Origin of the sequence: Celeribacter sp. HF31, assembly GCF_011806455.1 — a bacterium.
Lineage (GTDB): Bacteria > Pseudomonadota > Alphaproteobacteria > Rhodobacterales > Rhodobacteraceae > Celeribacter.
The window spans coordinates 161,734-188,421 of sequence record NZ_JAATOT010000006.1; the positions used below are offsets into that span (position 1 = coordinate 161,734).

The window sequence follows — 26,688 nt, forward strand, 5'->3', positions numbered from 1 at the left end:
CCTAAGGCGCGATCTGAAACCGGGTTTCACGCTGGTCGATCATGGTGCCGTCGCGGAGCATCTGCACCGTCGCGCTATAGCCGCCGACGGGCCATGAACCGGGATTGCGTTTGCCGATGGCGCGGAACAGTTGGGCCTGAGATTTGTCAAGTTCGGCGTCTTGGCTGATCACTTCGCCCTCGGGACCAAAGATCGACAGGCGCAGTACATCGCCCGCGCGGCCGCCGTAGGCAAAGCCATAAACGACAAGCGCGGGGCTTTGGGCGGTGAGCGCGGTGGCGCCCGCCGTGCCCGCCTTGATCGCCTCATATTCGGGGACTTTCGTGTCGATGCCCACGTCCAGAAGGCCGCCCGCCTGATAGATCATGTCGCGGTCCCAAAGCGTGCCGCTCATGATCGCATCCGGCCCGCAGGCGACGGTGCCTGTGGGATTGAACGGGTCGACGATTTTGCCGTTGTGGCGCACGGAGAGGTGGACATGCGGGAATTGCGTCATGCCCGACAGGCCGACTTGGCCGAGGACTGTGGCGGAGGAGACCCGGTCGCCTTCCTTGACCGAGATGCTGTCTTTCATCATGTGGCAGTATTGCGTGACCCAGCCGTCGCCATGATCGACCACAACGCCGTTGCCGCATTCCTTGCCGGTGATGTCGGGCGCGCCTTCGAGGCCTTGCGGGAAATCCTCCATGCCGTCGCGGGTGCCGATGACTGTACCGGGGGCGGAGGCGAGAACGTTCACGCCATTCCAGAGATCCACCACAGCGGGCAGGGCGAAATCCGTGCCTTTGTGACCATCGTAAGACAGCATTCCGCAGGTGAAATCCGCAGCGCCCGGGCCCGGGTCCGTGTCGACATAGCTTTGGATGTAGCAGGTGTCGCCCAGCGTGCAGTCAATGGGCGGCGACAGCACTGGATCGCGCGCCAGCGCGGGCGCGGCGAACAGGGGCGCTATAAGGCCTAGAAAGAAAAGCGGTTTCGTCATGAGGGCCAAGCTGACGGCAATAAAAAGCCCCGTCAAGACATCTCAAGACGGGGCTTTTGTTTTGTTTTCAAATCACTCTGCGGTCAGAAGTGGCGGCTTTTTCGAACGTCCGATGCGCGGAGCTCCGGGTTCTTCGATGCGCAGGTCAATGTCGCCATCTTTGACGCCGACCTTGACCACGCCGCCTTTCGACAGCTTGCCGAACAAAAGCTCTTCGGCGAGCGGTTTCTTGATATGCTCCTGGATGACGCGGCCCAGCGGACGCGCGCCCATCTTGTCGTCGTAGCCCTTGTCGGCGAGCCATTCGGCGGCCGGGCGGGTCAATTCGATGTGCACGTTGCGGTCCATGAGCTGGGCCTCAAGCTGCAGCACGAATTTCTCGACGACCTGCAGGATGACCTCTTTCGGCAGCGGGCCAAAGGACACCACCGCATCCAGACGGTTGCGGAATTCCGGCGTAAAGGTCCGCTCGATCGCAGCGGTGTCTTCGCCCTCGCGACGGTCGCGGCCAAAGCCGATGGCCTCTTTTGCCTGCTCGGACGCACCTGCGTTGGAGGTCATGATCAGGATCACGTTGCGGAAATCGACGGTGCGGCCGTTGTGATCGGTCAGCTTGCCGTTGTCCATCACCTGCAGAAGGATGTTGTAGACATCCGGGTGCGCTTTTTCGATCTCGTCGAGCAAAAGCACGCAGTGCGGATGCTGGTCCACGCCATCGGTCAAAAGACCGCCCTGATCGAAGCCGACATAGCCCGGAGGCGCGCCGATCAGACGGGAGACCGCGTGTTTCTCCATGTATTCCGACATGTCGAAGCGCAGCAGTTCCACGCCAAGGCTATCTGCGAGCTGTTTCGCGACCTCGGTTTTCCCCACACCGGTCGGACCGGCGAAGAGGTAGTTGCCGATGGGTTTCTCCGGCTCGCGCAGGCCCGCACGGGACAGTTTGATCGCGGAGCTGAGCGTCTCGATGGCCTTGTCCTGACCGAAGACGACGCGTTTGAGCGTGCCTTCGAGATCCTTGAGCACCTCGGCATCGTCTTTGGAGACGTTTTTCGGTGGGATGCGGGCGATCTTGGCCACGACAGCTTCGATCTCTTTCGGAGAGATCGTTTTGCGGCGCTTGCTTTCGGCCACGAGGTGTTGTGCTGCACCGGCTTCGTCGATCACGTCGATCGCCTTGTCGGGCAGTTTGCGGTCGTGGATGTAGCGCGCGGAGAGCTCCACAGCGGTCTTGATCGCATCTGCCGTGTAGCGGATGTCGTGGTGCTCTTCGAAATAGGGTTTAAGGCCCTGAAGGATTTTCACCGCATCATCGACCGACGGCTCGTTGACGTCGATTTTCTGGAACCGACGCGACAGCGCGCGGTCTTTTTCGAAATGCTGGCGGAATTCCTTATAGGTCGTGGAGCCCATACAGCGCAGCTTGCCGCCCTGAAGCGCAGGCTTCAGCAGGTTGGAGGCATCCATTGCGCCGCCAGAGGTCGCGCCAGCGCCGATCACGGTGTGGATCTCGTCGATGAACAGCACGGCGTCCGGGTGATCTTCGAGCTCTTTGACGACCGCTTTCAGGCGTTCTTCGAAATCGCCACGATAGCGCGTGCCCGCCAAAAGCGCGCCCATATCGAGCGAGAATATGGTGGATTTGGACAGAACCTCCGGCGTTTCGCCGTCGACGATTTTCTTGGCGAGACCTTCGGCGATGGCGGTTTTGCCCACGCCCGGATCGCCCACCAGAAGTGGGTTGTTCTTGCGGCGGCGGCAGAGCACCTGAATGCAGCGCTCGACCTCATGGGCACGACCGATCAGCGGATCGACATCGCCCTCGGCCGCCTTTTTGTTGAGATCGACACAGTATTTCGCCAGCGCCGACTCTTTGTCCTCGCCAGAGGATTGAGGCTGCGCGCTTTGGCTCTCTTCCTGATGCTCGTCCGAGCCGGTGATCGGGCGCTGTTCGCCAAAGGCCGGGTCTTTCGCCACACCGTGCGCGATGAAATTCACCGCATCATAGCGCGTCATATCCTGTTCCTGCAGGAAATAAGCCGCGTTGGATTCGCGTTCGGCAAAGATCGCGACCAACACGTTGGCGCCGGTCACCTCGGTGCGGCCCGAGGATTGGACATGGATTGCGGCGCGCTGGATCACGCGCTGGAACGAGGCGGTGGGCACGGCCTCAGAGCCTTCGACATCGGTGACGAGCGTCGAAAGATCGTCCTCGATATAATCCAGAAGGGTTTTTCGCAGCTCCTCAAGCTCGACATTGCAGGCCTGCATCACGCGGGCCGCGTCGGGCTCGTCGATCAGGGCCAGCAACAGGTGTTCCAGGGTTGCAAGTTCGTGGCGGCGGGCATTGGCCAGCGCCAGGGCTGCATGGATGGCTTGCTCAAGGGTGTTCGAAAATGACGGCACGTTGGGGGTGCTCCTTCGCATTCGGGGTCTCTAAGGGGGCATGTTTTGCGGCCCGCTCCCTAAGTTTTGGCCTGATACTCTTAAAGTTCGATTGAAACGCGCGCGCTTCAAGCAAAAAAATGGTTAACGGGGGTAAATTTTTGTGAGGCGTCAAGTTTTGGGCGCTTTATTTGGGGAGATCCCCTGTTTTCCTTGAAACCATGTAAGTTTACTTGACAGGAAAACAAGGGGGCCAAAAAGACCTGAGAGCGGCTTAAAACGAGTCCTTTCGGGCGCGGATTTCGGCGAAAACTTCGGCGTCTGTGGCGTCCTCCATGCCCAGAACCCGCTTAACGGGCGACAGGCCTGCGCGCAGGAATGGATTGGTTGCAAGCTCCAGAGACAGCAGTGAGGGCACGGTGGCCTCGCCCTTTTCGCGGGCCGCTTCGATGGCTTTGGCACGGTTTTGGAGCGCCGTGTTGTCGGGCTCAATGGTGAGCGCAAAGCGCGCATTCGAGGCGGTATATTCGTGGCCGGAGTAGACCATGGTGTCTTCGGGCAGAGCCGCAAAGCGCGAGAGCGTGTCCCACATTTGCGCGGGCGTGCCTTCGAACAGGCGTCCGCAACCGAGAGCCATGAGACTGTCGGCAGAGAACAGCGCTTTGGCCGAAGGAATATGATAGGCGATGTGGCCCAATGTGTGACCATCGGCGGCGAGAACTTGCACCTCGTGGCCGGCGAAGTCAAAGCTCTGCCCCGGTTCCACGACGCGGGTGAGCGGCGGCAGGCGGTATTGATCGGCTTTGGCGCCGGTCACTGTGGCGCCGGTCGCCTCGACCAGCCCCGCCGTGCCGTCGACATGATCCCAATGGTGATGGGTGAGCCAGATTTCATCGAGCGTCCAGCCACGCGCGGAGAGCGCATCGAGCACCGGCGCCGGATCGGCGGCATCGACCAGAGCGGTGCGCCCGCTGGCCCGATCGTGGACAAGAAAATCGTAATTGTCCGACAGGGCGGCAAGGGTGACGATCTCTAGCATGGCGTTCTCCGGTATCTTGCGTCTATGGTGTCTCTAACATTTGGGGAAGGCCCGCGGATTGCAATGCATCTCGACGTCGTTGAGCTGAGAAATTTCTACTACCGGACCGGATTGGGCCGTGCAGCACAGCGCGCGATCCGTGATCAGGTCGTGGCCTTCTGGCCCGATGCCGAACGTCAGACCGTGGCGGGCTTTGGCTTTGCCGTGCCGTTGCTCAGACCTTATCTCACGGATGCGCGTCGGGTGATCGGATTGATGCCCGAGCAGCAGGGCGTGATGCATTGGCCGGCGGGGATGCCGAATGTCTCGGCGCTTTGCCCGGAGACGCGTTGGCCGCTTCAGACCGGATTCGTCGATAAGCTGGTGGTGATGCATGGGCTTGAGACCTCGGACGCGCCGGATGCCCTTTTGGAGGAATGCTGGCGGGTGCTGGGGCCGGGGGGGAAAGCGCTTTTCGTGGTGCCGAACCGGGGCGGATTGTGGTCGCGTTCCGATAGTACGCCGTTTGGCTACGGGCGGCCCTACAGTCTCAGCCAGCTTGAGCTGCAACTGCGGCGCGCGCGGTTTCTGCCGGAACGCCACGCCGCCGTGCTCTTTCAACCGCCGTCCCATAAGCGGTTCTGGAAGCGCTGGGGGCCAGTCTGGGAGCGCATCGGGCGGCAAATGCCGACGGCGCTTGCGGGCGGTGTTCTGGTGGTTGAGGTGTCGAAGCAGGTCTATGCCCAGACCGGCTCCGGCACGCCCGAAGCGGTGCGGCGCAAGGGGGGCGTGCTTGAAGGGCTGCGCCCCGTGCCCGAGGCGAAGCCTGTTTAGAGAGGTGTTGCGAAGCCGCTCTAAACCTTGCGAGTGGCTCAGGTAACCGTCACTGTGCCGTAGTTGTCATTAAAGTCGTAGTCGTCAGCGTTGGTGTCGTAGATTTCACTATGCGTGCCGACCACGACGAGGGGGGTGATGCTCTCATCGGTGATCTCGAGGTGAATCAGGGAATCATTGGTCATGAGATAGAGGACATCGTCGGCGCTCAGGTCGGTTTGATCGGTCAGCACGTAGAGGGTGAACTCCGCATAATTGTACCCTTCTGTGCCAATAGAGAAGTCGAGGGCGATGATATTGCCGTCCAGATCGTCCGGGAAGTCCAAGGTGACATTTTCACCATTCGTGAGGGAATAGATCTCGACGGTCGTTCGGTCTTCGGTCAGCGTGTCGATGTCATCTTGAGTGAAGGTAACGACTTCGCCGTCGGACAGTGTCGAGGTCTCAAAATCCCAAGTGCTGAAAAGATTTTGCCCCGTGGCCAGATCATCGGGCGAGGTCCAGTGGTAGCCCTCCGGATTGTTGAGCACGTCTTCGAGGTCTTCAGCGTTGTGCAGATAATCCGTCCAGGGGTCGTCGAGCGTTTCCCTGTCCAGAATGAGATATTGATCAGCTCCCATTTCGATGCCATCGGGCAAGGTCGGCTGCGCTTCAAAGCTCTCGAAGTCGGACGGGTCGAGGATCACCTGATCGAAATCGACGTCCACTTCGTAGAGGTCTTCCCACGATCCGTTCTCTTGTGTCGAAAGCCTGATCGTGGTCGCCTCGAAGAGGAAGTGAGGATCGTCTCCCTCCTCGGCATCATCCGGCGTGTAGTAGATATTGGAGGACAGAGTGGCTGTTTCGATTCCCCATCCTTCGCCCCCCTCCGACGTGCTGCTTGACTCCGTCGCGTTCGAAAGTGCGCCCTCAAGGTCATCGGCAAAATTGATCGTGAGCTGGGCATCCCCGACAATCTCGAAAACAGGGCCGGGGTCCGGGTTGTCCGGCGTATCCGGCAGGCTGTCGAGAGAGGCGCGATACTCCGCGATGGCATCAATGTCGGCTTGCGACAGGGTGATCGTGGTGTCTTCGGTGATCACATGGGTTTCGGACCAATCCCAGATCGGCTCCTCGCCCTCGCCCTCGTCTATGTCGTCCTCGTCGCCGTCATCGTCCCCACCCACATCATCAGGGGGCGGCGTGTCGTCGCCGGAGTCGTGATCATCCTCATGATCGTCATCATCGTCGGGAAAAGCTTCGTACAGTCCCCAGGCCATAGCAGGTCCGGCCAAACCCATTAAAAGCATCCAAATCATTTCAAAAAACTTCCTAACGGGCCCTGTAAACGGTCACGATCATGGTTGAAAATCGGGACGACTTTATGACGATACCGTGAAGTTTCAAGGGTTTTCAATGGGGCGGGATGCCACGGTTCGGGACGGTTTCGAGATTGGTTTGTCCTGCGCGTCAATGCTTGTGGCGGCCCTGAGATTGTTGCCAACTCCGGGCGTAATTCCGAAGGGCGCGGGGCTGATCGGCGGCTTTGGCCCAAAGCGCCACTCACGTTACCGCCACGTCAGTTGCGTGAGCATGCGGTTGAGCCGCCTCTCAGGGCCTTCGAAAGGAATCACACGGTTTCGTGAGGCGAATCCGCAACCCGACAGCAACTTTTTTGCGCCCCGCCACAGAGGTGGAAAGCGGAAATCCCATAACGCCCTGAAAACTCTGGCCGGAGATTGGCCCGAGAGTTTCAATCTGTTGGCGCTAAACTGGCGCAACAAGGTTGCGACAAGGATGAGGCTCTGCTACATCCACGCTGATTTTGTTGCCTGCGCGGTTCGCGTGCGGGTCAATCAAGCTGCTCTACCTCCATGAATGACCTCGAAAACGGGGCGCACGGGGGGAGGGCCCTAAGACATCGGAAGGGTGGACGTGTCCGAACCAGCTTCGATCTCCAGCGGCATCGCCGCACGCTACGCAAAGGCCGTTTTCGAACTGGCCAAAGAAAGCAATGCCATCGCGGCACTTGAGGGGGACGTGGCGACGCTGTCGACAGCGCTCTCCGAGAGTGACGATCTCAAGGCTCTCATCACTTCGCCCGTGTATTCGCGTGAAGAGATGGAAGCCGCGATCACCGCAATTGCCAAAAAGGCCGGTCTGACGGACTTCGTGTCCAGCACGCTGGCCCTCATGGCGCAAAACCGCCGTCTCTTTGCCTTGCCGCAGCTCGTCGCGGCACTGAGCGCCCTTCTTGCCGAAGAGCGTGGCGAAGTGACCGCCGAGGTCGTGTCCGCAAAAGCGCTGACCAAGACCCAGACCACCAAACTTGCCAAGACCCTCTCCGAGACATTTGGCAAGGACGTGAACATCAATGCGACCGTGGATGAAGCTCTCATCGGCGGTCTTGTCGTTAAGGTGGGCTCGAAGATGATCGACACCTCGATCGCCTCCAAGCTCAACTCCCTCCAGAATGTAATGAAAGAGGTCGGATAATGGGAATCCAGGCAGCTGAAATTTCTGCGATCCTTAAGGAGCAGATTAAAAACTTTGGCCAAGAGGCCGAAGTTGCTGAAGTGGGCCGCGTGCTCTCCGTCGGTGACGGTATTGCGCGTGTGTATGGCCTCGATAACGTTCAGGCCGGTGAGATGGTCGAATTCCCCGGTGGTATCCGCGGGATGGCCCTCAACCTCGAATCCGACAACGTCGGCGTCGTGATCTTCGGCTCCGACCGTGACATTAAAGAAGGCGACACCGTCAAGCGCACCAAGTCCATCGTGGACGTGCCCGCTGGCGACGCGCTTCTCGGCCGCGTGGTCGACGGTCTGGGCAACCCGATCGACGGCAAAGGCGCCATCGCCGCCACCGAGCGCCGCATCGCCGACAGCAAAGCGCCGGGCATCATCCCGCGTAAATCCGTGCACGAGCCGATGGCCACCGGTCTCAAGTCCGTCGACGCGATGATCCCGATCGGCCGTGGCCAGCGTGAGCTGATCATCGGCGACCGTCAAACGGGTAAAACCGCCGTCGCTCTCGACGCCATCCTCAACCAGAAGTCCTACAACGACGCGGCTGGTGGCGATGAGAACAAGAAGCTCTACTGTATCTACGTCGCGATCGGTCAAAAACGCTCCACCGTGGCTCAGCTCGTCAAAAAGCTCGAGGAAACCGGTGCGATCGAATACACCACCGTCGTCGCCGCAACCGCGTCCGACCCGGCGCCGATGCAGTATCTGGCTCCGTACACCGCAACCGCGATGGCCGAGTTCTACCGCGACAACGGCAAACACGCCCTGATCATCTACGATGACCTCTCCAAACAAGCTGTGTCTTATCGTCAGATGTCCCTGCTTCTGCGTCGTCCGCCGGGCCGCGAAGCTTACCCGGGTGACGTGTTCTACCTCCACTCGCGCCTGCTGGAACGTTCCGCGAAGCTGAACGAAGACTTCGGCGGCGGCTCCTTGACGGCTCTGCCGATCATCGAAACCCAGGGCGGTGACGTGTCTGCGTTTATTCCGACCAACGTGATCTCCATCACCGACGGTCAGATCTTCCTCGAAACGGAACTGTTCTACCAGGGTATCCGTCCGGCTGTGAACACCGGTCTGTCCGTGTCCCGCGTGGGCTCCTCGGCTCAGACCAAAGCCATGTCCTCCGTGGCTGGCCCGGTGAAACTGTCGCTCGCTCAGTACCGTGAGATGGCAGCATTCGCTCAGTTCGGGTCTGACCTCGACGCCGCAACTCAGAAACTTCTGAACCGTGGTGCGCGTCTGACCGAGCTGATGAAACAGCCGCAATACGCGCCGCTGACCAACGCCGAGATCGTCTGCGTCATCTTCGCCGGCACCAACGGCTACCTGGACAGCATCCCGGTGTCCGAAGTGGGCGCCTATGAGGCGAAACTGCTCGACTTCCTGCGCAACCAGAAAGCTGACGTTCTTCAGTGGATCACCGATGAAGATCCGAAGATCAAAGGCGAGCCTGCTGACAAGCTCAAAGCGGTTCTGGACGAATTCGCCAAAACCTACGCTTAATCCTGAAGGACAGCTTTAATGCCCAACCTCAAGGATCTCAAAAACCGGATCGCGAGCGTGAAATCCACGCGCAAGATCACCAAGGCCATGCAGATGGTGGCCGCCGCGAAACTGCGGCGGGCACAGGATGCGGCTGAGGCCTCGCGTCCCTATGCAGAGCGTTTCAACGCTGTGCTCGGGTCGCTGTCGGCTTCGGTTGGTGGCTCCGATACCGCGCCCCGGCTTCTCGCCGGGACCGGAAAAGACGATGTGCATCTGCTCGTTGTCATGACCTCTGAAAAGGGTCTGTGTGGTGGCTTTAACACCAACATCGTGAAACTGGCGAAAACCCGGATCACTGAGCTGAAAGGCCAAGGCAAGACGGTGAAAATCATCACCGTCGGCAAGAAAGGCCGTGAACAGCTCAAGCGTGATTATGCGGATCTCTTCGTCGCTCACGTGGACCTGACCGAGGTGAAGAAAATCGGTTACGCCAATGCGCAGGACATCGCGAAGGACCTTTTGGCCCGTTTCGATGCCGGTGAATTTGACGTGGCGACGATCTTCTATGCCAAATTCCAAAACGTCGTGACCCAGGTCCCGACGGCGCAACAGATCATCCCGGCGGCCTATGAGACCGACGAGGATGCCGGTGGCTCGCTCTATGACTATGAGCCCTCCGAGGAAGGCATTCTGGCCGACCTTCTGCCGCGCGGTGTGGCGACGCAGATCTTCTCGGCGTTGCTGGAAAATGGTGCCTCCGAACAGGGCGCGCGGATGTCCGCTATGGACAACGCCACCCGCAACGCAGGCGACATGATCGACAAGCTGACGATCGAATACAACCGTTCGCGTCAGGCCGTCATCACCAACGAGCTTATCGAAATCATCTCGGGCGCTGAAGCGCTCTAAGACCCGGAGTAAAGAAACATGGCACAGTCCAAAGGCAAGATCACGCAGGTGATTGGCGCCGTTGTCGACGTACAGTTCGACGGCGAGCTCCCCGCCATTCTCAACGCGCTTGAAACCGACAACAACGGCAACCGTCTGGTGCTCGAAGTTGCTCAGCACCTCGGCGAAAACTCGGTCCGCACCATCGCTATGGATGCGACCGAAGGTCTCGTGCGCGGTCAGGAAGTGACCGACACCAATGGCCCGATCACCATCCCGGTGGGCAACGCGACGCTTGGTCGTATTCTCAACGTGATCGGCGAGCCGGTCGACGAAAAAGGCCCGGTCGAAGCCACCGAGCATCGTCCGATCCACGCGGAAGCCCCGGAGTTCTCCGAACAGGCGACCGAAACCTCCATCCTCGTCACCGGCATCAAGGTGATCGACCTGCTCGCACCTTACTCCAAAGGTGGTAAGATCGGTCTCTTCGGCGGTGCAGGCGTGGGTAAAACCGTTCTCATCATGGAACTCATCAACAACATCGCAAAAGTGCACTCGGGCTTCTCCGTGTTTGCCGGTGTTGGCGAGCGGACCCGTGAAGGCAACGACCTTTACCACGAGATGATCGAATCTAACGTCATCAAGCCGGACAATCTGTCCGAGTCGCAGGTGGCTCTGGTTTACGGTCAGATGAACGAGCCTCCGGGCGCCCGTGCCCGTGTTGCTCTGACCGGTCTGACGCTGGCCGAGCAGTTCCGTGACCAATCCGGGACTGACGTTCTGTTCTTCGTGGACAACATCTTCCGCTTCACGCAGGCCGGTTCCGAGGTGTCCGCACTTCTCGGCCGTATCCCCTCCGCTGTGGGCTACCAGCCGACGCTGGCCACCGACATGGGCGCGATGCAGGAACGTATTACTTCCACCAAGAACGGCTCGATCACCTCGATCCAGGCTGTGTACGTGCCTGCCGATGACCTTACCGACCCGGCACCGGCCACGACCTTTGCCCACTTGGACGCGACCACCGTTCTCAACCGTGCGATCTCCGAGCTCGGCATCTACCCGGCTGTGGACCCGCTCGACTCGTCTTCGCGTATCCTCGATCCGCAGATCGTTGGCGAAGAGCACTACAACGTCGCACGTCAGGTTCAGAACATCCTTCAGCGCTACAAATCGCTGCAGGACATCATCGCCATCCTCGGCATGGACGAACTGTCGGAAGAAGATAAGCTGACCGTGGCCCGCGCCCGTAAAATTCAGCGTTTCCTCTCCCAGCCGTTCGACGTGGCGAAAGTGTTCACCGGCTCCGACGGTGTGCAGGTTCCGCTCGAAGACACGATCAAGTCCTTCAAGGCGGTTGTGGCCGGCGAATACGACCACCTGCCGGAAGCAGCCTTCTACATGGTTGGCGGCATCGACGAAGTGCTGGCACGCGCCGAAAAACTCGCTGCGGAAGCTGCCTAATATTAACCCGGAAGGAGGCCTCTGATGGCTACAGTCCAATTTGATCTCGTCTCTCCCGAGCGCAAACTTGCGTCTCTCCAAGTGGAGCAGGTCCAGATCCCGGGTTCCGAAGGCCGTTTGACAGCGATGGCGGGCCACGAGCCCACCATCCTCACCCTGCGTCCCGGTCGTTTGATCGTGAACGGGCCGGAAGGTGAGATGGAATTCATCGTGACGGGCGGGTTTGCCGAACTGGCGCCGGAGAACATCTCCGTGCTGGCTGAGGTGGCTTTGCCGCGTGGGGAAATGTCGCAAGAGATCGTCACCGATCTCATCGCGAAAGCCCGCGCCGAACATGACAAGGCGTCGCAAGAAGATCAGGCAGAGACCCACACGTTCCTGTCCGATCTCTTCCACATCGCCGAAGACCTCGGGTTCCACACCAATCTCTGATTGGTTGTGACATGTGAATTGGAAAGGCCCCGCCGAAACGCGGGGCTTTTTTATTGGCTTCAAGGAGAGTGATGATGGATGACGCGTTCCAACCCCGTGTGCACGACTGGGTCGTGACCTGTTTCGGCGAAGAGATCGCGATGGACGCGGCGGAACGCAACCGGCGGTTTTTGGAGGAAGCTCTGGAGTTGGTGCAATCTCTGGGCATGACACAGGCCTCGGTGCATGAGCTGGTCGATTACGTCTTCTCCCGTCCCAGAGGCGACGCGGCGCAGGAAGCCGGCGGCGTCATGGTCACGCTGGCCTCGCTCTGCGCCACCCATGGCATGGATATGGCGGGGGAGGCGGACAAGGAACTGACCCGCATCGAAGTCCCCGACGTGATCGCCAAAATCCGCACCAAACATGCGGGCAAGCCGAAGGTCTGAGGCGACCCATCACGTCATCTTTATGCCCAAATCTCTCAGTAGTTTCCGAGGGATAGACATAAAGGATTGCAAATAAAGATGCTTTGGCGACGTGAGTTCAGTGATATTTCCGCCTGGTTGACCGGGCTTGTGAGTCTCTTGGTGGCCTCTGTGTTGCTGGGTATAAGCGGCGGTCATCTTTTATCTGGAAATTTGTCCAAGGCTCTTTTCGGCGGCGGTATTGCAACCGTTCTCGCTGTTTTCGCCTTTTCGCTCTTGCTGCGGAAAGGGCTCTATTGGTTCGAGCGCCTTTTTCAATTTTGGCTGATGCGTATCGCTTTGGCTCCTTGTCTTTGGCTCTGGGGGCTTATCGTCCTATTGTGTTTTCGCTCCTACATCTTTCGCTCTCTCTTTGGCGAGATGCCTTCCAACGTGCAGATCATGGTACCGGTCTGTGTTGGTGTTTTCTTCTTTATCAGCCATGTCTTCCCGGGGCTTGCATATGAAAATGCTTCAGATGCTCAACAAGAAACGGTCAGCCGGGTGCCGGAGGTTCGATAAGGGACTAAGCCGTTAACTCTTTCCCTCTTCCCTTCTCTGCGCATTTCGGGGCAATCTGGCTCTCGGGGGACAAGAAAAAGACCCATGCTTAGAATAGACAGTCATCAGATCGGGATCACGCAAGGGTCCTTTGTACTTTTTTCAGATTTCCAGGACGGCGGCGCGATGTGGACCGGCAAAGGCCCGCGCGAGCTGCGCCGTGTGGTCGAATTCGACGAGCCGTTTCTGCGCCCGCCTCTGGTGCAGGTGAGCCTCTCGATGCTCGACATCGACCAAAGCACCAACCACCGCGTCGATATTTCCGCGGAGATGGTGACGGAGGAGGGCTTTGTCATCGTCTTCCGGACCTGGGGGGACACCAAAATCGCGCGTGTGCGCTCTGATTGGACCGCCTTCGGGCCGGTGCGACATGAGGACGACTGGGAGGTCTGATGGGGCATTGGTCCCGGGGAAAGCGACGTCATGTATACCTATGACAAGGAAACCAAAACCGCGCGCAATACAGAGACCGGGTCGTCGATCACCTATCTGCGCACGGAGGGGATGCGCGCGGATGCGATTGACGACTACCGATATCGCAGTGCCACACAGGATTTCGAGTTTGGTATCCGTGTTGATCCAGGAGACCGTCAGGCAGCGGCAAAGTTCCCGATGCCGGATTGGAGCAAATCAACAAGCCAAGAGCGGAATGAAATACGCCGTCGGCAGTGGGATTGGCAGCGAGAGCAGAAGATTCACCACTCTGAAATTAGAGAGGTGTCTCGCAAGATGCCGCTCAAGGTGGATGTGGCCGAGGACTTGATGCGATTGGTTTGGGTTCGCGTGCAGGTGGTATACCCTTGGAAGAAATCCAATGTGGGGTTTCTGAATGCGGTGCCCCCTTACAAGGAATTGCCCTATTTGAAATTGGATGAAGACCAGAATTTTAGTGTGAATATGAGTGGGACCTGGTGAACCGGGTGTGACCCGTCAAAAAGAAAGGCGCAGGTTCTGCCCTGCGCCTTTGTCATGTTCAATGTGTCCCGAAGCTGTCGCGGATCACGGGTGATACACACCCTCATAGAGCGGCACGAGCGTCTTGTCTTCGAACAGGGATGACACGGAGGTGCCGTTCCAGGTGTTGATGATCGCCTGCGCAAAGAGCGGCGCGGTCGGCACGATGCGGATGTTCTTGCAGGCGGCGACGGCCTCATTGGCCTCGATCGAATCGGTGATCACCAGAGACGACAGCTTGGAATTGGTCACACGCTCCACGGCCGGGCCGGACAGCACGCCGTGGGAGATATAGGCGTGCACTTCGGCGGCGCCGTGATCCATCAACAGGTCCGCCGCTTTGCAGAGCGTGCCCGCAGTGTCCACAAGGTCATCGACGATGATACATTTCTTGCCTTCGACGGAGCCGATGACGGTCATTTCGGCCACTTCACCCGGCTTCTCGCGGCGTTTGTCGACAATGGACAGCGGCGCGTCGATGCGTTTTGCCAGCTCGCGGGCACGGGCCACGCCGCCGACGTCCGGGGAGACGACCATGATGTCCTCAAGCCCGTCCTTGAAGTGATGTTTGATGTCGAGCGCGAAGACCGGCGAGGCGTAGAGGTTATCGACCGGAATGTCGAAGAACCCCTGAATCTGCGTCGCATGCAGATCGAGGGTCAGAACGCGCTCGATACCCGCTTCGACCATCATATTGGCAACGAGTTTCGCGGTGATCGGCGTGCGGGCCTTGGTGCGGCGGTCCTGACGGGCGTAGCCGAAATAGGGGATCACGGCGGTGATGCGACCGGCCGACGAGCGGCGCAGCGCATCTGTGATGATCAACAATTCCATGAGGTTGTCGTTGGCCGGGTTGGACGTCGGCTGAACCACGAACATGTCTTCGCCCCGCACGTTCTCATAGACCTCGACGAAAATCTCGCCGTCGTTGAACCGCTCCACGCGCGCGTCGCACAGGTCGATCGACATGCCGCGGTGCATCGACAGGCGACGGGCAATGGAATTCGCCAGCGTGCGGTTGGCATTGCCGGAGATGAGTTTCGGTTCATGAGATGTGGGCATGGCAGCTTTTCCCAGAGTGTTTGGCGAATGTGGCGCGGGGATCGTCACGGAATCGTAACGTTGACACCGCTTACCACCCGGCTAGGTTTTTGGAAACATCCCGCACGTCCCGAGGAGGGGGCAAAATGGCACATATCGATTATTATTTCTCGCTTCTGTCCTCATTCACCTATCTGGCGGGAGATCGCTTTGCGGAGATCGCGGAAAAACATGGGGCGAGCGTGCGTTACAAACCCTTTGATATTCTCACCATGTTCGACCGCCTGGGCGCGCCACGCCCGGCTGAGCGTCCGCAAGGTCGGCAAGAGTACCGCATGCAGGAACTGAAACGGTTTGCCGCCAAGGCCGGTAAGCCGATGACCTTCCAACCCGCCCATTGGCCGACCAACGCCGCACCCGCGTCCTATGCGGTGATCGCGGCGCAAGAGGCCGGTGGCGGCGATCTCGACGGGCTGGTGCAGCGGCTTTTGAAAGCGGTCTGGGAAGAGGATCGTGACATCGCCGATGACGCGGTGATCACCGAGGCGCTCGCAGAGTCGGGGTTCGATCCGATGCTGTCGATGACCGGCATGCTTAAGGGCGCCGAAATCTATGCGCAGAACCTCGAAGAGGGTCTGAAAGCCGGGATTTTCGGTGCGCCGTTCTACATCGTGACGGACACAGATGAGCGGTTTTGGGGTCAGGATCGTCTGGACATGCTGGACGACTATCTCGGGACATTGTGAAGGCGAGAGAGTGAGCGTTTCAGGCCTTGGAACAGGGGCGGCTCTCTGCCCCTTTCTCTCGCGTTAACCTTAATCTGATTAACCTTAATGCGAGGTGAAAGAGGGCGAAGAGGGGCGCCTTGGGTCTGGTGCGATTCAGTCCGTAAATGCCGCCAATAGCGCGTCCACATCGGCCACGGTTGTCGACCAGCTCGCCACGAAACGTGCCAAGAGCGGCTCCTCGGGATCACCCGACAGAGCCGTGTTCGGCCCCCAGAGGTGATAGACCGCCCCTTTCGCTTTGGCTTTGACATGGAGCTTGCGGGGCAGGCGGGCGAAGACCAGATTGCCCTCGACGGTATAGGCCAGCTCGCCCCCGATCTCGGCCAGACCTTGCGCCAGACGCGCGCCCATCGCATTGGCCTGTGTCGCGAGCTCCAGCCAGAGATCTCCCTCCAGCCAAGCCAAAATCTGCGCCGAAATATAACGCGCTTTCGAGAGGTTATGCCCGCCGCGCATGCGTTGGCTCTCGAACGCCTCTTGATAAGCGGGATCGAAGAGCACCGCGGCCTCGGCGCCCATCGCACCGGTTTTCGTGGCCCCCAGCGAAAGCGCCGACAGCTCACGCGTCATTTCCCAGGGCGTCGCGCCACTGGCGGCCATGGCGTTGGCAAATCGTGCCCCGTCGAGATGCAGTGGCAGGCGCGCGGCCTCGGCCAATGCGGCAATGTCGGTCGGGCGATAAAGTTCACCAAACTCGGTGAGGTTGGTCAGCGAGACGGCGGCGGGCGGACTGGCGTGGATGTCTTCGCCGCTGTCTCTGATCACGGCCTCGCGCAGCTCAGCCGGTTCCAGTCGACTGCCAACACCTGTGAGCAATTTAAGCTTCGCCCCGCCCGAATAAAACGGCACGGAATTGCGCTCATCCACCTCGATATGCGCGGTCTTTTGGCAATAGATAATACCCCAAGGCGGCGTCATCGCGGCCAAAAGCGCGGCGTTCGTTCCGGTGCCAGACACCATCGGATAGACCAGCGCATCGGGCGCCTGAAACAGATCACGCAAACGTTCCGTCAACTCCGCCGTCCAACGATCCCCGGCATAGGGCGCGGCGTATCCGTCGTTGGCCCTGACCAAGGCCTCCATGATTTTCGGATGCACGCCGGAGGTGTTGTCAGATCCGAAAAACATCAGGTGGGTTCCTCGATGATATGATCTTCCCAATCGTCCTCATCGACCTCGAATTCCGGCACGGTCCTGCCCCGCACGGAGACGCCTGCGGTGTGCACGCTCTCTGGGTCGCCGGTCAAAAGCGGGTGCCAATCGGGCAGGGGGCGGCCTTTCCACAACAGCCGGTAAGCGCAGGTGGTGGGCATCCAATATGCGTGGCTGTCGATATTCTCCGGCGTCAGGCGGATGCATTCGGGGACGAGGTTTTTGCGAATCTCATATTGCCCGCATTGGCAGGACTGATCATCGAGCAACCGGCAGGCGACACGAGTCAGATAGACTTCGCCTGTGTCTGCATCCTCGATCTTATTGAGGCAACATTTGCCACAACCGTCACAGAGCGCTTCCCATTCCTCCTCCGACATTTTCGCCAGAGGCACGGTTTCCCAAAAGCGCTCCCGTTTGCTCATTCCAAGGCCTCAAGGATCGCGCGGGCCTGGGCGCAATCGAGATCCATTTGATCAATGAGCGGTTGAAGCCCGGTGAACACAAGTTCAGGACGCAGATATTCGACGAAAGCGACCGAGAGGTGTTCGTCGTAAAGCGAGCCGGAAAAGTCGAAGATAAAGGTCTCGAGACAGGGCATATTGGCGCCGAAGGTCGGTTTGACGCCCAAAGAGGCCGCGCCCTGATAGGTGCCTGTGTGCGGCCCTGTCAGCACATCGACCAACACCGCATAGACACCGAATTTCGGCGCATGCAGCCCTTCGATCGACATGTTCGCGGTCGGATATCCCAACTCGCGGCCACGTTTGTCGCCATGGCCGACTTTGCCCTCGATCCGGTGCCAATGCCCCAGCATCTCGGCGGCTTTTTCCGGCGCTCCTTCGGTCAGCGCGACACGGATCGCCGAGGACGAAGAAATCCCGCTGTCGGTTTCCAAAAGCTCGGCGACGGTGACGCCAAAGCCCATCTCTTCGCCAAAACGTTGAAGATCGGCCACTTTGCCGGCGCGCTTGGCGCCAAAACAGAAATCGGCGCCAACGACCACATGTTTGAGACCCAGCCCCTCGACAATGATCTCACGGGCAAAGGCTTCGGGAGTCATGGCGGCCAAGTCTGCATTGAACGGAAGTTGGAACAATTGCTCGACGCCGAGTTTCGCCAGACGGCTGGCTTTTGAGTCAGCATTCATCAGCCGAAAGGGCGGGGCGCCCGGCGCAAAAAACTCGCGGGGATGCGGCTCGAATGTGACGATGCCCAACGGGCCATGCGCACGGGCCAGATCAATCACATGGCGATGGCCACGGTGAACGCCGTCAAAATTGCCAATCGCGGCGGCACAGCCTTTGGCCTCTTCGGGAATGTCGGTCCAGTGCGTGTAAATCTGCATGGGGCTCCTCGCGAGAGGCGCCCCTCGCGTCGTCAGTCGAATTTACGGCTCGGCGCAAGCACCATGGCCTCGCCTTTCAGGACTACGGTATCGCCCACGGTGCAGCGACATTCAAGGGCAACACGGCGTTTTGCGTGGATGATGTCGGTCACTGTGACCTCGGCCAGAACCGTATCGCCGGGACGCACGGGCGCCAGAAACTTGAGCGTTTGGCCCATGTAAATCGTGCCATGCCCCGGAAGCTGCTCGCCGATGACGGCGGAAATCAGACCGGCGGTCAGCATGCCATGGGCAATGCGGCCTTCGAAAATCGTGTCATTGGCGTAGGCATCGTCGAAATGCACAGGGTTGCGGTCGGTGGACACCTCACCGAACAACTCAATGTCATGATCGGTGAGGGTCTTGCGCAAAGAGCGCGTCATGCCGATCTCGATGTCTTCGATGCAGATGGTTCCGCGGGGCTGATTGTCCAACATGCGCTCCGATTCCTTCTTGATATTGCAGTGCAGCATAGCTGAAGATTGAACGGGAAACAATATTGCGCGCAAGAAAATTTTTATGTTGGCGCAAATATTGGAAATAAGTTTCGTGATGATGTCGTGCGGGTGTAAAAAAGGCGCCAGATCCCTCCCGCGCCTTTGTTTTCATTGCAGCAAAATACTCACGTCTCAGCGCAAGAAAGAAATCGCCGCCGTCGGCGACAGGTTCTGTTCCGCCAGCCACATCTTGAGCCGCGCCGGGTCCGGGTTCACCGGATCGGGGCCGAATTCCTTCGCCGCCAACCCACCGGTGATGAACAAAACATCCAGCCCCTCGCCAATACCGCCCATCACGTCGGTGCCAATGCCATCGCCGATGCAGAGGATGCGGTTGTCGTCGATGGGTGCCAGTTGGGCCAGACGGCGGCGGGCCAGATCGTAGATCGGCGGATGCGGCTTGCCGAAATAGAGGCTCACGCCGCCCATCTCGGTATAAAGCGCGGCTAAGGCCCCCGCGCACCATTCCCGCACTTCGCCCCGATCCACCACGATGTCGGGGTTGGCGCACAAAAGTTTCAGGCCCTTTTGTTTCGCGTAGAGGAACTGCGGGCGGTAAATCTCCGGGTCGGCCAGCGGGTCTTCGGGGCCGGAACACACAATGCCCTCGGCGTCTTCAAGCGGCACTTCGGTGATCTCGACGGCCTCATCCATGACGATATCCATCGGCTGCATGAAGTCGTCTTTGAACATATCGCCGATGTGATGCACCTTCTCGCCGACAACGCCCAGATACATCGCCATGCGTGCGGAATCGCCGGAGGTGGCGATGGCGTCATAGGCGTCATCGGGCACGCCGAACTCCTTGATCTGCTGCGCGACCGAGCGCCACGGGCGCGGCGAATTGGTCACGAGGACGACTTTGCCGCCGCCTGCACGGTAGGTCTGAAGCGCGGCACAGGCCTCGGGAAACGCCGTGACGCCATTGTGGACACAGCCCCAAAGGTCGACGAAAAGCGCATCGTAATCGGTCGAAATCTCGGACAGGGTTTGGATCAGGCGGGTCATATCGGCTCCTCATGCATCGCTGCCCTTTAGCTATCCTGTGAGGGTCTGAAAGGAAAGCGTCAGAATGCCCCCTTGCGGCTGGACTGCGGGCTGATATGACCGAAAGGAGCCATCGAAGGAGTGAAGCATGAACCCGACCAAACGCCGTTTTCTCGTCTACGGAGGCGCTGCCGTTGTGGCGCTGGGGTTCGGTCTGTTGCGTGCCTCGCAAACCCGCGCTGTGGGCGGCGAGGGGATCGAGCACAAGATCATGACGGTCGCCGAGATGCAGGCCGAGGGCGGTCTGATCGTCGACATTCGCACGCCCGAGGAATGGGCCGACACCGGGGTGATCGAGGGGGCGGAGCTTGTGACCTTTGAAGGGGCCGACAGTTTCCTGGCCGAAGTTGGCCCGAAGCTCTCCGAGGGGCAGGATCTCATCCTGATCTGTCGCTCGGGTAACCGCACGGCGCGCGCGGCGCAGGCCTTGGCGGGGAAGCTGCCGAACCGGATCGTCTCCATCGACGGCGGCATGAAGGCACAGATCGCCAGCGGCTATCGCCCGGTCGCGGTCAACTGATCAACAGGCTAGCGCCGGATCGGCCTCGCGGTCCACGACGAGCGTCGTGACAATCGCGCCGATCCACATGCAAAACAGCGCAAGCCAGGCGGTCGCGGCAAAGACCGAGCTGCCGGTGACACCATTGCCGATGGCGCAGCCGCCCGCCAACATGGCGCCAAAGCCCATGAGCACCGCCCCGATCATGGATTTGCGCATGACGGGCACGGAATCAAAGCTCTGCCAACGGAACTCACCGGAGAGAAGCGAGGCGGCAAAGGCGCCCACGACCACGCCGGGGACGAGGCCCACGTCGAATTCCAACACCGCGTTGCGGTCGAGAAAGAACATGAGCGTGTTGGCCGAAGGGCCGGAGAAGGTGACGGAGGTCACCGGCACCGGATCAAAAGCCACCTGCGCCAAGGACCATGTGAGCCCCCAGCCGACCGCGACGGCAAAGCCGACACCCGAGGCGAAAATCCAGGTTTTCGGGCCGATCTGGTTCTTGACCGCGAGGACCAAGGCCAGAGCTGCAAAGCCAAGACCCAATGCGAGGCCGGTGCCCTCCGGGAGATGCAGAGCATTCAGAAGATTGACGTTTTCACCGCCGGGCGTGATCGACAGGGACGCAAGTTTATCGCGGTAAGGCGCCAAGACGCCATGGAGACTCATCTGCGCGGTGACGGCAAAGATCAGGCCTGAGACGACGGAGCGCAGATTGCCGGTCGAAGCCAGAACCAAAAGCCGTCCGGAGCAGCCGCGCGACAGCACCATGCCTGCGCCAAACATCAACCCGCCGATCACCGCGCCCGACCATGATCCCGGCACCGCCATGACGCGCGCGTCGGCACCGCGAAACAGCCCGAGCATCTGCGCGCCCTGCACCCAGACGATGGCCGTGGAAAGCGTCAGGAACCAGACGGCAACTTTCGGACCGAGGCGCCCACGGGCAAACTCGACCGTCGCCGCGCGCAGACAGAATTGCGAGCGCTGGGCGGAGACGCCGAAAATCACCCCGGTGATCAGGCCGAAAATCGCCGCAGAGGGGCTTTCGCCGATCCCCTCGACGAGGGTCAAAATATCCATGATCTGCTCCTCCCACAGGCAAATCTCGCGCAAATCCCAGCGCAAATTCCGGCTATTTTAGAGGAGGAGTATAACCGCGCCTTGATATGAGTCACATGGTTTTGCATGTGTGAATGTTTTGGGCATATCTCTGCTCGGCTGTGTTGGAAGGGGGTGTGCGGGAATTTTGGCTATTCAAAATCGTTTTCTCGCCCTAAAGCAGATTTATGAAAAACGCCCCGATCCCCCTGTCCGAAACCTCGACCCTGCCGCTCTGGCGCAGGCCTGAGGGCCTGTTGTTCCTGATGGCTTTCGCGATGCCGGTGGCCTTTGCCACGTGGAACGCGCTGTTGAACAATTTCGTCATCGAGGTGGCGGGGTTCACAGGCGTCGAGATCGGTTGGCTGCATACGATCCGCGAAATTCCGGGGTTTCTCGCCATCGGGGTGATCGCGCTGATCATGATCATTCGTGAGCAGGTGCTGGGCGTAGTGTCGCTTTTGCTCTTGGGTGTGGCGACTGCTGTGACGGCCTATTTTCCTTCGCTGGGCGGCATTTTGACGGTGACCATGCTGTCCTCCATCGGGTTTCACTACTTTGAAACGGTGAACCAGTCGCTGCAATTGCAATGGCTCTCGAAAGACCGTGCGCCGATCGTCATCGGGCGGTTGATGGCGGCGGGGTCGGCGGCCTCTTTGGTGGCCTATGGTGTTCTGGTTCTGACCTGGAAGACCTTCGATCTGTCCTATGCGCTGGTCTATATGGTCTCGGGTGGCTTCACGGCAGCGGTCGCGATTTTCGCGCTCACCGCCTATCCGCAGTTCGAGGCGCCCAATCCGCAGGCCAAAAAGATCATCCTCAAGCGCCGCTACGGGCTCTATTACGCGCTGCAATTCATGGCGGGTGCACGGCGGCAGATTTTCGTCGTCTTTGCCGCCTTCATGATGGTCGAGAAATTCGGCTTCGAGGTGCATGAGATCACCGCGCTGTTCCTGATCAACTACGTCGCCAATATGGTGATCGCGCCTTTCATGGGCAAAGTGGTGCACCGCAATGGCGAGCGCTTTGTTCTGATGCTCGAATATATCGGCCTGACGCTGGTGTTCCTGGCCTATGGCGGGATTTACTGGCTGGGCTGGGGCGTTGTCATCGCCGCGGGCCTTTACGTGATCGACCATATGCTCTTTGGCCTCGCCTTCGCGCTCAAGACCTATTTTCAGAAAATCTCCGATCCCGAAGACATCGCACCCACCGCCGCCGTGGCCTTTACCATCAACCATATCGCGGCGGTCTTCCTGCCGGCTCTGTTGGGCTATCTCTGGGTCGCCTCTCCGGGCGGGGTGTTTGCGCTGGCCGCCGGGATGGCGATGGCCTCTCTGGGTTTGGCTGCGCTGATCCCGCGTCACCCGGAAAAGGGCAATGAATGGCGCTTTCTGCCGCTGGTGCGCGAAAGCGCTGCGATGACCAAGCCCGCCGAATAACGAGAGAGCGGATTTGGTGCTTCGGGGTTCGCACTCTATATTGAGAGCGAACCGCTATGATGGAGCCCGCCATGTTCTCTGCCCTGACCAAGAAACTCACCATGCCCACGCCCGACGCCGCCCTGCCGGGGCGTCCCGATCCGATCCCCACGGCGGCGGAGCATTTCGTGTTGCACGTGCCGCTTGAGGGGGATGTGCCGGAGGGCTGCGAGGAAGCGATTTTTGGCATGGGCTGTTTTTGGGGTGTCGAGCGCAAGTTCTGGCAGGTGCCGGGCGTGGTCAACACCGCCGTCGGCTATGCGGCGGGTTACACGCCGAACCCGACCTATGAAGAGGTCTGCACCGGAAAGACCGGCCACAATGAAGTGGTGCGCGTGATTTTCGATCCGTCGAAAGTCAGCTACGCCGAGCTGCTCAAGGTCTTTTGGGAGGGCCACAACCCGACCCAGGGCATGCAGCAGGGCAATGATCGCGGCACGCAATATCGTTCCGGCATCTACTATACGTCGGAGGCCCAACGTGCAGCGGCGGAGGCCTCCTTGGCGGGCTATAACGTGTTGTTGCAGGACAAAGGGTTCGGTGCGATCACGACCGAAGTGCTGCCTGCTGGCGAATTCTACTATGCCGAAGACTACCACCAGCAATATCTGGCGAAGAACCCGAACGGCTATTGTGGCATTGGCGGCACGGGCGTGAATTGTCCCGTGGGCCTGTCGATGGAGCGCTCGATTGAATGGACCGATCCGGTCGAGCCGCAGGGCCATAGCGAATAAGTCGTATCGGGCAAAATCCAGAGCCGCGCTTGAGTAAAGCGCGGCTTCGCTTTATGGCGAAGGCAAAGCCCATTTCGGAGTGCAGCCATGACCACTTTCACCGCCTTCACCAAGACCCGCGGCAAAGCCCCCGCCGAAGCCATTGGCGAGGCGCTGGAATTTCTCGACCCGGAACCCACCGGCGTGGGCGTCTTCGAGATCGAGGACGGCTCGGGCCTCTGGGAAGTCGGCGCCTATTTCACCGAGGCGCCCGACGAGATCGCGCTCGCACTTTTGGCGGCGGCCAACGATGCGCCGGATTTCGTCATCTCCGAGCTGCCGGAAACCGATTGGGTCGCCAAGGTCCGCCGCGATCTGGCCCCCGTCGAGGCCGGTCGTTTCTTTGTCTACGGCTCGCATGACGCCGACAAACTGCCCGCCGACAAGATCGGGCTTTTGATTGAGGCCGCCATGGCCTTTGGCACCGGACATCACGGCACGACTTTGGGCTGTCTCAAGGCGCTCGACCGTCTGATGGGCGAGGGCAAGAGCTTTGACAATGTGGCCGACATCGGCTGCGGCACCGCCGTTCTGGCGATGGCGGCGGCGAAAATTTCGGACCAGATCGTCTATGCCTCCGACATCGACGAGGTCGCCGTTGAGGTGGCGCAGTCCAATGTCGATGCCAACGATCTCTCGGGCCGCGTCATCTGTCTCGAGGCCGCGGGGTTCAACCATCCTGATCTGGCCGAAAAAGCGCCCTTCGATCTCGTCTTCGCCAACATCCTCAAAGGTCCTCTGGTGGCGCTCGCCCCCGACATGGCGCGCAACGTCAAAGAGGGTGGCCATGTGATTCTCTCCGGGATTCTCAATCCGCAGGCCGATGAGGTCGTCGAGGTTTATACACGCTCCGGGTTCAATCTTGTGGATCGTCAGGAGATTGTTGACTGGACGACGTTGACCATGGCGCGAACTGCCTAAAATCAAAGGCAAAAACCGCCTTCTTGCCGTGTTTGCCCCAATTTTGCCACATTTCGCCACAATCATGTCATGGTCGGTGGGGGCCGATGTATGAGGAGGCTGCTATGGCTTACGCCGGTTCGCAGCAATTGAATAAACGGTTGACCCGGATCGAAGCGCGGCGTCGTGCTTTGAGTAAGGGTGTCATTTATTCCGTTAACCAGGATGGGCTGATCATCGCCCGCCCGCGTCGCCGCGGTTTGCGGCGTCCGATCCACCTGTTGTTCGTGGCCATCGCAGGGGTCATGCTGTTCAAGGCGGTGCTCTATGCGACGCTTGGCGCCTCGACCTATGTCGCGCGAGTCGCCGAACTGGCCGAGGGCACGGCAATCGAACGCGCTGGCGCTTGGGTCATGCATGCCGACGATCTCACGATCTGGCTGGCGCTTCAGGGCAAGATGCTCCTGAACTGAAGATATATTCCGGGAGTGAACGGCTGTTTCCCACTTTGCCGCTTTTCATCCCGTCCACGTCAAAACCCGCACCCCCTCCGGTGCGGGTTTTCACTTTTTTATCTGCTCACGGCGTGGCCTCCGCAGGGGGCGGCCTAAAGCGTTTTTCTTTTTATCTGAGCCAGGGAAAAAGAAAAACGCAGTGCAACATATAAACGTTGTGAGCGCTTCACACCAAATCTGTGATTCAGATTTGATGCGAAACGCTTTGACCGGCCGGTCCCGCAGTCGTGTGACTCGCTGCCCTCGGCAGCGTAGCAGCGTTTCGGTGAAAACGAGGGGCGCAGAAACCAGCCTTGGCAAATGTTCTCGTTTCGTGCTAACTCTTTGCTAACGAATAAAACGAGCAGGTGAGACCATGCGTGTGATGGGCATCGACCCCGGGCTGCGCAATATGGGCTGGGGCATCATTGATGTCGCGGGGCCCCGTATCAGCCATGTCGCCAACGGCATCTGCCGCTCGGCCTCTTCCGACGATCTCGCCACGCGGCTTTTGTCGCTCTTCGATCAGCTCACCGCCATTGTCGAGACCTATCGCCCCGACAGCGCCGCCGTTGAGCAGACCTTTGTCAACAAGGACGCCGTCGCGACGCTCAAACTCGGGCAGGCGCGCTCGGTTGCGCTTTTGGTCCCGGCGCGCGCGGGCATTCCCATCGGCGAATACGCCCCCAACGCGGTGAAAAAGACCGTCGTCGGCGTGGGACACGCCGCCAAGCAACAGGTCGAACATATGATCAAGCTGCAACTGCCCGGCGCCAAACTCGAAGGCCCGGATGCGGTCGACGCCTTGGCTATCGCGATCACGCACTCCTATCACGCGCAATCCTCGTCTCGACTGCAAGACGCGCTGAGAAAGGCCGCCTCATGATCGGCAAACTGACGGGTGTCATCGACTATATCGGCACGGATCACGTTCTGATCGACGTGCGCGGTGTCGGCTATATCGTCTATATTTCCGAGCGCACGCGGATGTCCTTGCCGGGGCGCGGCGCGCCGGTCGCGCTCTATACCGATATGCTGGTGCAAGAGACCAACCTGCAACTCTTCGGCTTTACCTCCTTGTTGGAAAAGGAATGGTATCGCCTGCTGATCTCCGTGCAGGGCATCGGGTCGAAAGCCGCCATGGCGATCCTCGGCACTTTGGGGCCGGAGGCGACAGGGCGGGCGATTGCGCTGGGCGATTGGACGGCGGTCAAGGCAGCTCCGGGCGTCGGCCCGAAGATCGCGCAGCGGGTGGTCAATGAGTTGAAAGATAAGGCGCCGACGGTGATGTCGATGGGCGGCAAATTGTCGGAGGCTTTGGAAGCGCCGGAGACGGTCGAGGTGATCGAAAACAACGCACCCGCCGCCAAACCGGCGCCGAAGAAAGCGCCCGCGAAGGCCAATGCATCAGCAGAGGCCGAAGCCCTGTCCGCCCTGCAAAACCTCGGCTATTCTCCGTCTGATGCGGCACAGGCTGTGGCGCAATCCGCGCAGGACGCGCCGGAGGCGGACACCTCCACCCTGATCAAAGCCGCGCTGCGCCTGCTTGCGCCGAAAGGGTAAGAG

General features: G+C 59.8%; 29 protein-coding genes. 18 read left to right on the top strand and 11 right to left on the bottom strand.

Annotation, left to right across the window (positions count from 1 at the left end):
- Window position 1: 1 nt before the first annotated feature.
- The 3 genes from HCZ23_RS14240 to gloB form a co-directional block, all read right to left on the bottom strand.
- Window positions 2–982, bottom strand: coding sequence for a M23 family metallopeptidase (locus HCZ23_RS14240; RefSeq protein ID WP_167602411.1), 981 nt, complete (start codon window positions 980–982; stop codon window positions 2–4).
- A 72-nt stretch (window positions 983–1,054) separates the two neighbouring features.
- The gene (clpA, locus tag HCZ23_RS14245; protein WP_167602412.1) at window positions 1,055–3,388 is read right to left on the bottom strand and encodes an ATP-dependent Clp protease ATP-binding subunit ClpA; all 2,334 of its coding nucleotides are present in this window, start codon (window positions 3,386–3,388) and stop codon (window positions 1,055–1,057) included.
- Window positions 3,389–3,641: 253 nt separating this feature from the next.
- Window positions 3,642–4,406: a hydroxyacylglutathione hydrolase gene (gene gloB, locus HCZ23_RS14250; protein WP_167602413.1), complete on the bottom strand. Its 765-nt coding sequence runs from the start codon at window positions 4,404–4,406 to the stop codon at window positions 3,642–3,644.
- Between the two features lie 63 nt (window positions 4,407–4,469).
- Here gloB and HCZ23_RS14255 point away from each other — a divergent pair, with 63 nt between their 5' ends.
- The gene (locus HCZ23_RS14255) at window positions 4,470–5,219 is read left to right on the top strand and encodes a class I SAM-dependent methyltransferase (protein WP_167602414.1); all 750 of its coding nucleotides are present in this window, start codon (window positions 4,470–4,472) and stop codon (window positions 5,217–5,219) included.
- Between the two features lie 38 nt (window positions 5,220–5,257).
- Here the strand turns inward: HCZ23_RS14255 and HCZ23_RS14260 are convergent, their stop codons facing one another.
- On the bottom strand, window positions 5,258–6,478 hold the full coding sequence (locus HCZ23_RS14260; protein ID WP_167602415.1) for a hypothetical protein: 1,221 nt from the start codon (window positions 6,476–6,478) through the stop codon (window positions 5,258–5,260).
- Window positions 6,479–7,133: 655 nt separating this feature from the next.
- Here HCZ23_RS14260 and HCZ23_RS14265 point away from each other — a divergent pair.
- The 9 genes from HCZ23_RS14265 to HCZ23_RS14305 all read left to right on the top strand — a co-directional run bounded on the left by HCZ23_RS14265 (window position 7,134) and on the right by HCZ23_RS14305 (window position 13,920).
- A complete protein-coding gene (locus HCZ23_RS14265; RefSeq protein WP_167602416.1) occupies window positions 7,134–7,694 on the top strand; it encodes a F0F1 ATP synthase subunit delta in 561 nt (186 codons plus the stop codon).
- On the top strand, window positions 7,694–9,232 hold the full coding sequence (gene atpA / locus HCZ23_RS14270) for a F0F1 ATP synthase subunit alpha (RefSeq protein WP_167602417.1): 1,539 nt from the start codon (window positions 7,694–7,696) through the stop codon (window positions 9,230–9,232). The genes HCZ23_RS14265 and atpA overlap by 1 nt, the downstream gene beginning before the upstream one ends.
- A gap of 18 nt (window positions 9,233–9,250) precedes the next feature.
- The gene (locus HCZ23_RS14275) at window positions 9,251–10,123 is read left to right on the top strand and encodes a F0F1 ATP synthase subunit gamma (protein ID WP_167602418.1); all 873 of its coding nucleotides are present in this window, start codon (window positions 9,251–9,253) and stop codon (window positions 10,121–10,123) included.
- A gap of 18 nt (window positions 10,124–10,141) precedes the next feature.
- Window positions 10,142–11,566, top strand: coding sequence for a F0F1 ATP synthase subunit beta (gene atpD, locus HCZ23_RS14280; RefSeq protein WP_167602419.1), 1,425 nt, complete (start codon window positions 10,142–10,144; stop codon window positions 11,564–11,566).
- A gap of 24 nt (window positions 11,567–11,590) precedes the next feature.
- Entirely contained in the window at window positions 11,591–11,998 is a 408-nt protein-coding gene (gene atpC / locus HCZ23_RS14285) for an ATP synthase F1 subunit epsilon (protein WP_226554093.1), read from the top strand.
- Between the two features lie 71 nt (window positions 11,999–12,069).
- Complete coding sequence (locus HCZ23_RS14290) at window positions 12,070–12,426, top strand: hypothetical protein (protein WP_217703213.1); 357 nt, start codon at window positions 12,070–12,072, stop codon at window positions 12,424–12,426.
- Window positions 12,427–12,504: 78 nt separating this feature from the next.
- Window positions 12,505–12,966: a hypothetical protein gene (locus tag HCZ23_RS14295; protein ID WP_167602421.1), complete on the top strand. Its 462-nt coding sequence runs from the start codon at window positions 12,505–12,507 to the stop codon at window positions 12,964–12,966.
- Window positions 12,967–13,050: 84 nt separating this feature from the next.
- Window positions 13,051–13,398 carry an H-type lectin domain-containing protein gene (locus tag HCZ23_RS14300; RefSeq protein ID WP_167602422.1) on the top strand — a complete coding sequence of 116 codons (348 nt, stop codon included), beginning with the start codon at window positions 13,051–13,053 and terminating at the stop codon, window positions 13,396–13,398.
- A 30-nt stretch (window positions 13,399–13,428) separates the two neighbouring features.
- Entirely contained in the window at window positions 13,429–13,920 is a 492-nt protein-coding gene (locus tag HCZ23_RS14305) for a hypothetical protein (RefSeq protein WP_167602423.1), read from the top strand.
- Between the two features lie 84 nt (window positions 13,921–14,004).
- Here the strand turns inward: HCZ23_RS14305 and HCZ23_RS14310 are convergent, their stop codons facing one another.
- Window positions 14,005–15,021 carry a ribose-phosphate pyrophosphokinase gene (locus HCZ23_RS14310; RefSeq protein ID WP_167602424.1) on the bottom strand — a complete coding sequence of 339 codons (1,017 nt, stop codon included), beginning with the start codon at window positions 15,019–15,021 and terminating at the stop codon, window positions 14,005–14,007.
- Window positions 15,022–15,146: 125 nt separating this feature from the next.
- Between HCZ23_RS14310 and HCZ23_RS14315 the strand changes: the two genes are divergently transcribed.
- Window positions 15,147–15,746 carry a 2-hydroxychromene-2-carboxylate isomerase gene (locus HCZ23_RS14315; RefSeq protein ID WP_167602425.1) on the top strand — a complete coding sequence of 200 codons (600 nt, stop codon included), beginning with the start codon at window positions 15,147–15,149 and terminating at the stop codon, window positions 15,744–15,746.
- A 135-nt stretch (window positions 15,747–15,881) separates the two neighbouring features.
- Here the strand turns inward: HCZ23_RS14315 and HCZ23_RS14320 are convergent, their stop codons facing one another.
- The 5 genes from HCZ23_RS14320 to HCZ23_RS14340 form a co-directional block, all read right to left on the bottom strand.
- Window positions 15,882–16,916, bottom strand: a complete 1,035-nt coding sequence (locus tag HCZ23_RS14320; protein ID WP_167602426.1) for a low specificity L-threonine aldolase — start codon at window positions 16,914–16,916, stop codon at window positions 15,882–15,884.
- The gene (locus HCZ23_RS14325; protein ID WP_167602427.1) at window positions 16,916–17,365 is read right to left on the bottom strand and encodes a YcgN family cysteine cluster protein; all 450 of its coding nucleotides are present in this window, start codon (window positions 17,363–17,365) and stop codon (window positions 16,916–16,918) included. The genes HCZ23_RS14320 and HCZ23_RS14325 overlap by 1 nt, the downstream gene beginning before the upstream one ends.
- Entirely contained in the window at window positions 17,362–18,288 is a 927-nt protein-coding gene (locus tag HCZ23_RS14330; RefSeq protein WP_167602428.1) for a bifunctional riboflavin kinase/FAD synthetase, read from the bottom strand. The genes HCZ23_RS14325 and HCZ23_RS14330 overlap by 4 nt, the downstream gene beginning before the upstream one ends.
- Before the next feature lie 32 nt (window positions 18,289–18,320).
- Entirely contained in the window at window positions 18,321–18,764 is a 444-nt protein-coding gene (locus HCZ23_RS14335) for a MaoC family dehydratase (protein WP_167602429.1), read from the bottom strand.
- Window positions 18,765–18,956: 192 nt separating this feature from the next.
- The gene (locus HCZ23_RS14340) at window positions 18,957–19,832 is read right to left on the bottom strand and encodes a TIGR01459 family HAD-type hydrolase (RefSeq protein ID WP_167602430.1); all 876 of its coding nucleotides are present in this window, start codon (window positions 19,830–19,832) and stop codon (window positions 18,957–18,959) included.
- A 127-nt stretch (window positions 19,833–19,959) separates the two neighbouring features.
- On the opposite strand from HCZ23_RS14340, the gene HCZ23_RS14345 reads away from it, so the two are divergent.
- A complete protein-coding gene (locus HCZ23_RS14345; protein WP_167602431.1) occupies window positions 19,960–20,391 on the top strand; it encodes a rhodanese-like domain-containing protein in 432 nt (143 codons plus the stop codon).
- Here HCZ23_RS14345 and HCZ23_RS14350 read toward each other — a convergent pair whose 3' ends face one another.
- On the bottom strand, window positions 20,392–21,456 hold the full coding sequence (locus tag HCZ23_RS14350; protein WP_167602432.1) for a YeeE/YedE family protein: 1,065 nt from the start codon (window positions 21,454–21,456) through the stop codon (window positions 20,392–20,394).
- A 206-nt stretch (window positions 21,457–21,662) separates the two neighbouring features.
- On the opposite strand from HCZ23_RS14350, the gene HCZ23_RS14355 reads away from it, so the two are divergent.
- From HCZ23_RS14355 to ruvA, 6 genes are all read left to right on the top strand, one after another.
- Window positions 21,663–22,916, top strand: coding sequence for an MFS transporter (locus HCZ23_RS14355; protein WP_167602433.1), 1,254 nt, complete (start codon window positions 21,663–21,665; stop codon window positions 22,914–22,916).
- A gap of 71 nt (window positions 22,917–22,987) precedes the next feature.
- Window positions 22,988–23,689 (top strand): peptide-methionine (S)-S-oxide reductase MsrA, encoded by a 702-nt coding sequence (gene msrA, locus HCZ23_RS14360; protein ID WP_167602558.1) that lies wholly within the window; start codon window positions 22,988–22,990, stop codon window positions 23,687–23,689.
- Window positions 23,690–23,776: 87 nt separating this feature from the next.
- Window positions 23,777–24,649: a 50S ribosomal protein L11 methyltransferase gene (locus tag HCZ23_RS14365; RefSeq protein ID WP_167602434.1), complete on the top strand. Its 873-nt coding sequence runs from the start codon at window positions 23,777–23,779 to the stop codon at window positions 24,647–24,649.
- 104 nt (window positions 24,650–24,753) lie between these two features.
- Window positions 24,754–25,101 (top strand): hypothetical protein, encoded by a 348-nt coding sequence (locus HCZ23_RS14370; protein ID WP_167602435.1) that lies wholly within the window; start codon window positions 24,754–24,756, stop codon window positions 25,099–25,101.
- Window positions 25,102–25,498: 397 nt separating this feature from the next.
- Window positions 25,499–26,008 carry a crossover junction endodeoxyribonuclease RuvC gene (gene ruvC / locus HCZ23_RS14375; RefSeq protein ID WP_066705966.1) on the top strand — a complete coding sequence of 170 codons (510 nt, stop codon included), beginning with the start codon at window positions 25,499–25,501 and terminating at the stop codon, window positions 26,006–26,008.
- Window positions 26,005–26,685 carry a Holliday junction branch migration protein RuvA gene (gene ruvA / locus HCZ23_RS14380; protein ID WP_167602436.1) on the top strand — a complete coding sequence of 227 codons (681 nt, stop codon included), beginning with the start codon at window positions 26,005–26,007 and terminating at the stop codon, window positions 26,683–26,685. Before ruvC ends, ruvA begins: the two co-directional genes overlap by 4 nt.
- The last annotated feature ends 3 nt before the right edge of the window (window positions 26,686–26,688 follow it).

What these genes read in the sequence shown, in the direction of transcription:
- HCZ23_RS14240 (WP_167602411.1), bottom strand. Translation starts at nt 982, where the DNA reads ATGACGAAACCGCTTTTCTTTCTAGGCCTTATAGCGCCCCTGTTCGCC.
- gloB (WP_167602413.1), bottom strand. Translation starts at nt 4,406, where the DNA reads ATGCTAGAGATCGTCACCCTTGCCGCCCTGTCGGACAATTACGATTTT.
- HCZ23_RS14255 (WP_167602414.1), top strand. Translation starts at nt 4,470, where the DNA reads ATGCATCTCGACGTCGTTGAGCTGAGAAATTTCTACTACCGGACCGGA.
- HCZ23_RS14260 (WP_167602415.1), bottom strand. Translation starts at nt 6,478, where the DNA reads ATGGCCTGGGGACTGTACGAAGCTTTTCCCGACGATGATGACGATCAT.
- atpA (WP_167602417.1), top strand. Translation starts at nt 7,694, where the DNA reads ATGGGAATCCAGGCAGCTGAAATTTCTGCGATCCTTAAGGAGCAGATT.
- HCZ23_RS14275 (WP_167602418.1), top strand. Translation starts at nt 9,251, where the DNA reads ATGCCCAACCTCAAGGATCTCAAAAACCGGATCGCGAGCGTGAAATCC.
- atpD (WP_167602419.1), top strand. Translation starts at nt 10,142, where the DNA reads ATGGCACAGTCCAAAGGCAAGATCACGCAGGTGATTGGCGCCGTTGTC.
- atpC (WP_226554093.1), top strand. Translation starts at nt 11,591, where the DNA reads ATGGCTACAGTCCAATTTGATCTCGTCTCTCCCGAGCGCAAACTTGCG.
- HCZ23_RS14290 (WP_217703213.1), top strand. Translation starts at nt 12,070, where the DNA reads ATGATGGATGACGCGTTCCAACCCCGTGTGCACGACTGGGTCGTGACC.
- HCZ23_RS14295 (WP_167602421.1), top strand. Translation starts at nt 12,505, where the DNA reads ATGCTTTGGCGACGTGAGTTCAGTGATATTTCCGCCTGGTTGACCGGG.
- HCZ23_RS14300 (WP_167602422.1), top strand. Translation starts at nt 13,051, where the DNA reads ATGCTTAGAATAGACAGTCATCAGATCGGGATCACGCAAGGGTCCTTT.
- HCZ23_RS14305 (WP_167602423.1), top strand. Translation starts at nt 13,429, where the DNA reads ATGTATACCTATGACAAGGAAACCAAAACCGCGCGCAATACAGAGACC.
- HCZ23_RS14310 (WP_167602424.1), bottom strand. Translation starts at nt 15,021, where the DNA reads ATGCCCACATCTCATGAACCGAAACTCATCTCCGGCAATGCCAACCGC.
- HCZ23_RS14315 (WP_167602425.1), top strand. Translation starts at nt 15,147, where the DNA reads ATGGCACATATCGATTATTATTTCTCGCTTCTGTCCTCATTCACCTAT.
- HCZ23_RS14320 (WP_167602426.1), bottom strand. Translation starts at nt 16,916, where the DNA reads ATGTTTTTCGGATCTGACAACACCTCCGGCGTGCATCCGAAAATCATG.
- HCZ23_RS14325 (WP_167602427.1), bottom strand. Translation starts at nt 17,365, where the DNA reads ATGAGCAAACGGGAGCGCTTTTGGGAAACCGTGCCTCTGGCGAAAATG.
- HCZ23_RS14330 (WP_167602428.1), bottom strand. Translation starts at nt 18,288, where the DNA reads ATGCAGATTTACACGCACTGGACCGACATTCCCGAAGAGGCCAAAGGC.
- HCZ23_RS14335 (WP_167602429.1), bottom strand. Translation starts at nt 18,764, where the DNA reads ATGTTGGACAATCAGCCCCGCGGAACCATCTGCATCGAAGACATCGAG.
- HCZ23_RS14340 (WP_167602430.1), bottom strand. Translation starts at nt 19,832, where the DNA reads ATGACCCGCCTGATCCAAACCCTGTCCGAGATTTCGACCGATTACGAT.
- HCZ23_RS14345 (WP_167602431.1), top strand. Translation starts at nt 19,960, where the DNA reads ATGAACCCGACCAAACGCCGTTTTCTCGTCTACGGAGGCGCTGCCGTT.
- HCZ23_RS14350 (WP_167602432.1), bottom strand. Translation starts at nt 21,456, where the DNA reads ATGGATATTTTGACCCTCGTCGAGGGGATCGGCGAAAGCCCCTCTGCG.
- HCZ23_RS14355 (WP_167602433.1), top strand. Translation starts at nt 21,663, where the DNA reads ATGAAAAACGCCCCGATCCCCCTGTCCGAAACCTCGACCCTGCCGCTC.
- msrA (WP_167602558.1), top strand. Translation starts at nt 22,988, where the DNA reads ATGTTCTCTGCCCTGACCAAGAAACTCACCATGCCCACGCCCGACGCC.
- HCZ23_RS14365 (WP_167602434.1), top strand. Translation starts at nt 23,777, where the DNA reads ATGACCACTTTCACCGCCTTCACCAAGACCCGCGGCAAAGCCCCCGCC.
- HCZ23_RS14370 (WP_167602435.1), top strand. Translation starts at nt 24,754, where the DNA reads ATGGCTTACGCCGGTTCGCAGCAATTGAATAAACGGTTGACCCGGATC.
- ruvC (WP_066705966.1), top strand. Translation starts at nt 25,499, where the DNA reads ATGCGTGTGATGGGCATCGACCCCGGGCTGCGCAATATGGGCTGGGGC.
- ruvA (WP_167602436.1), top strand. Translation starts at nt 26,005, where the DNA reads ATGATCGGCAAACTGACGGGTGTCATCGACTATATCGGCACGGATCAC.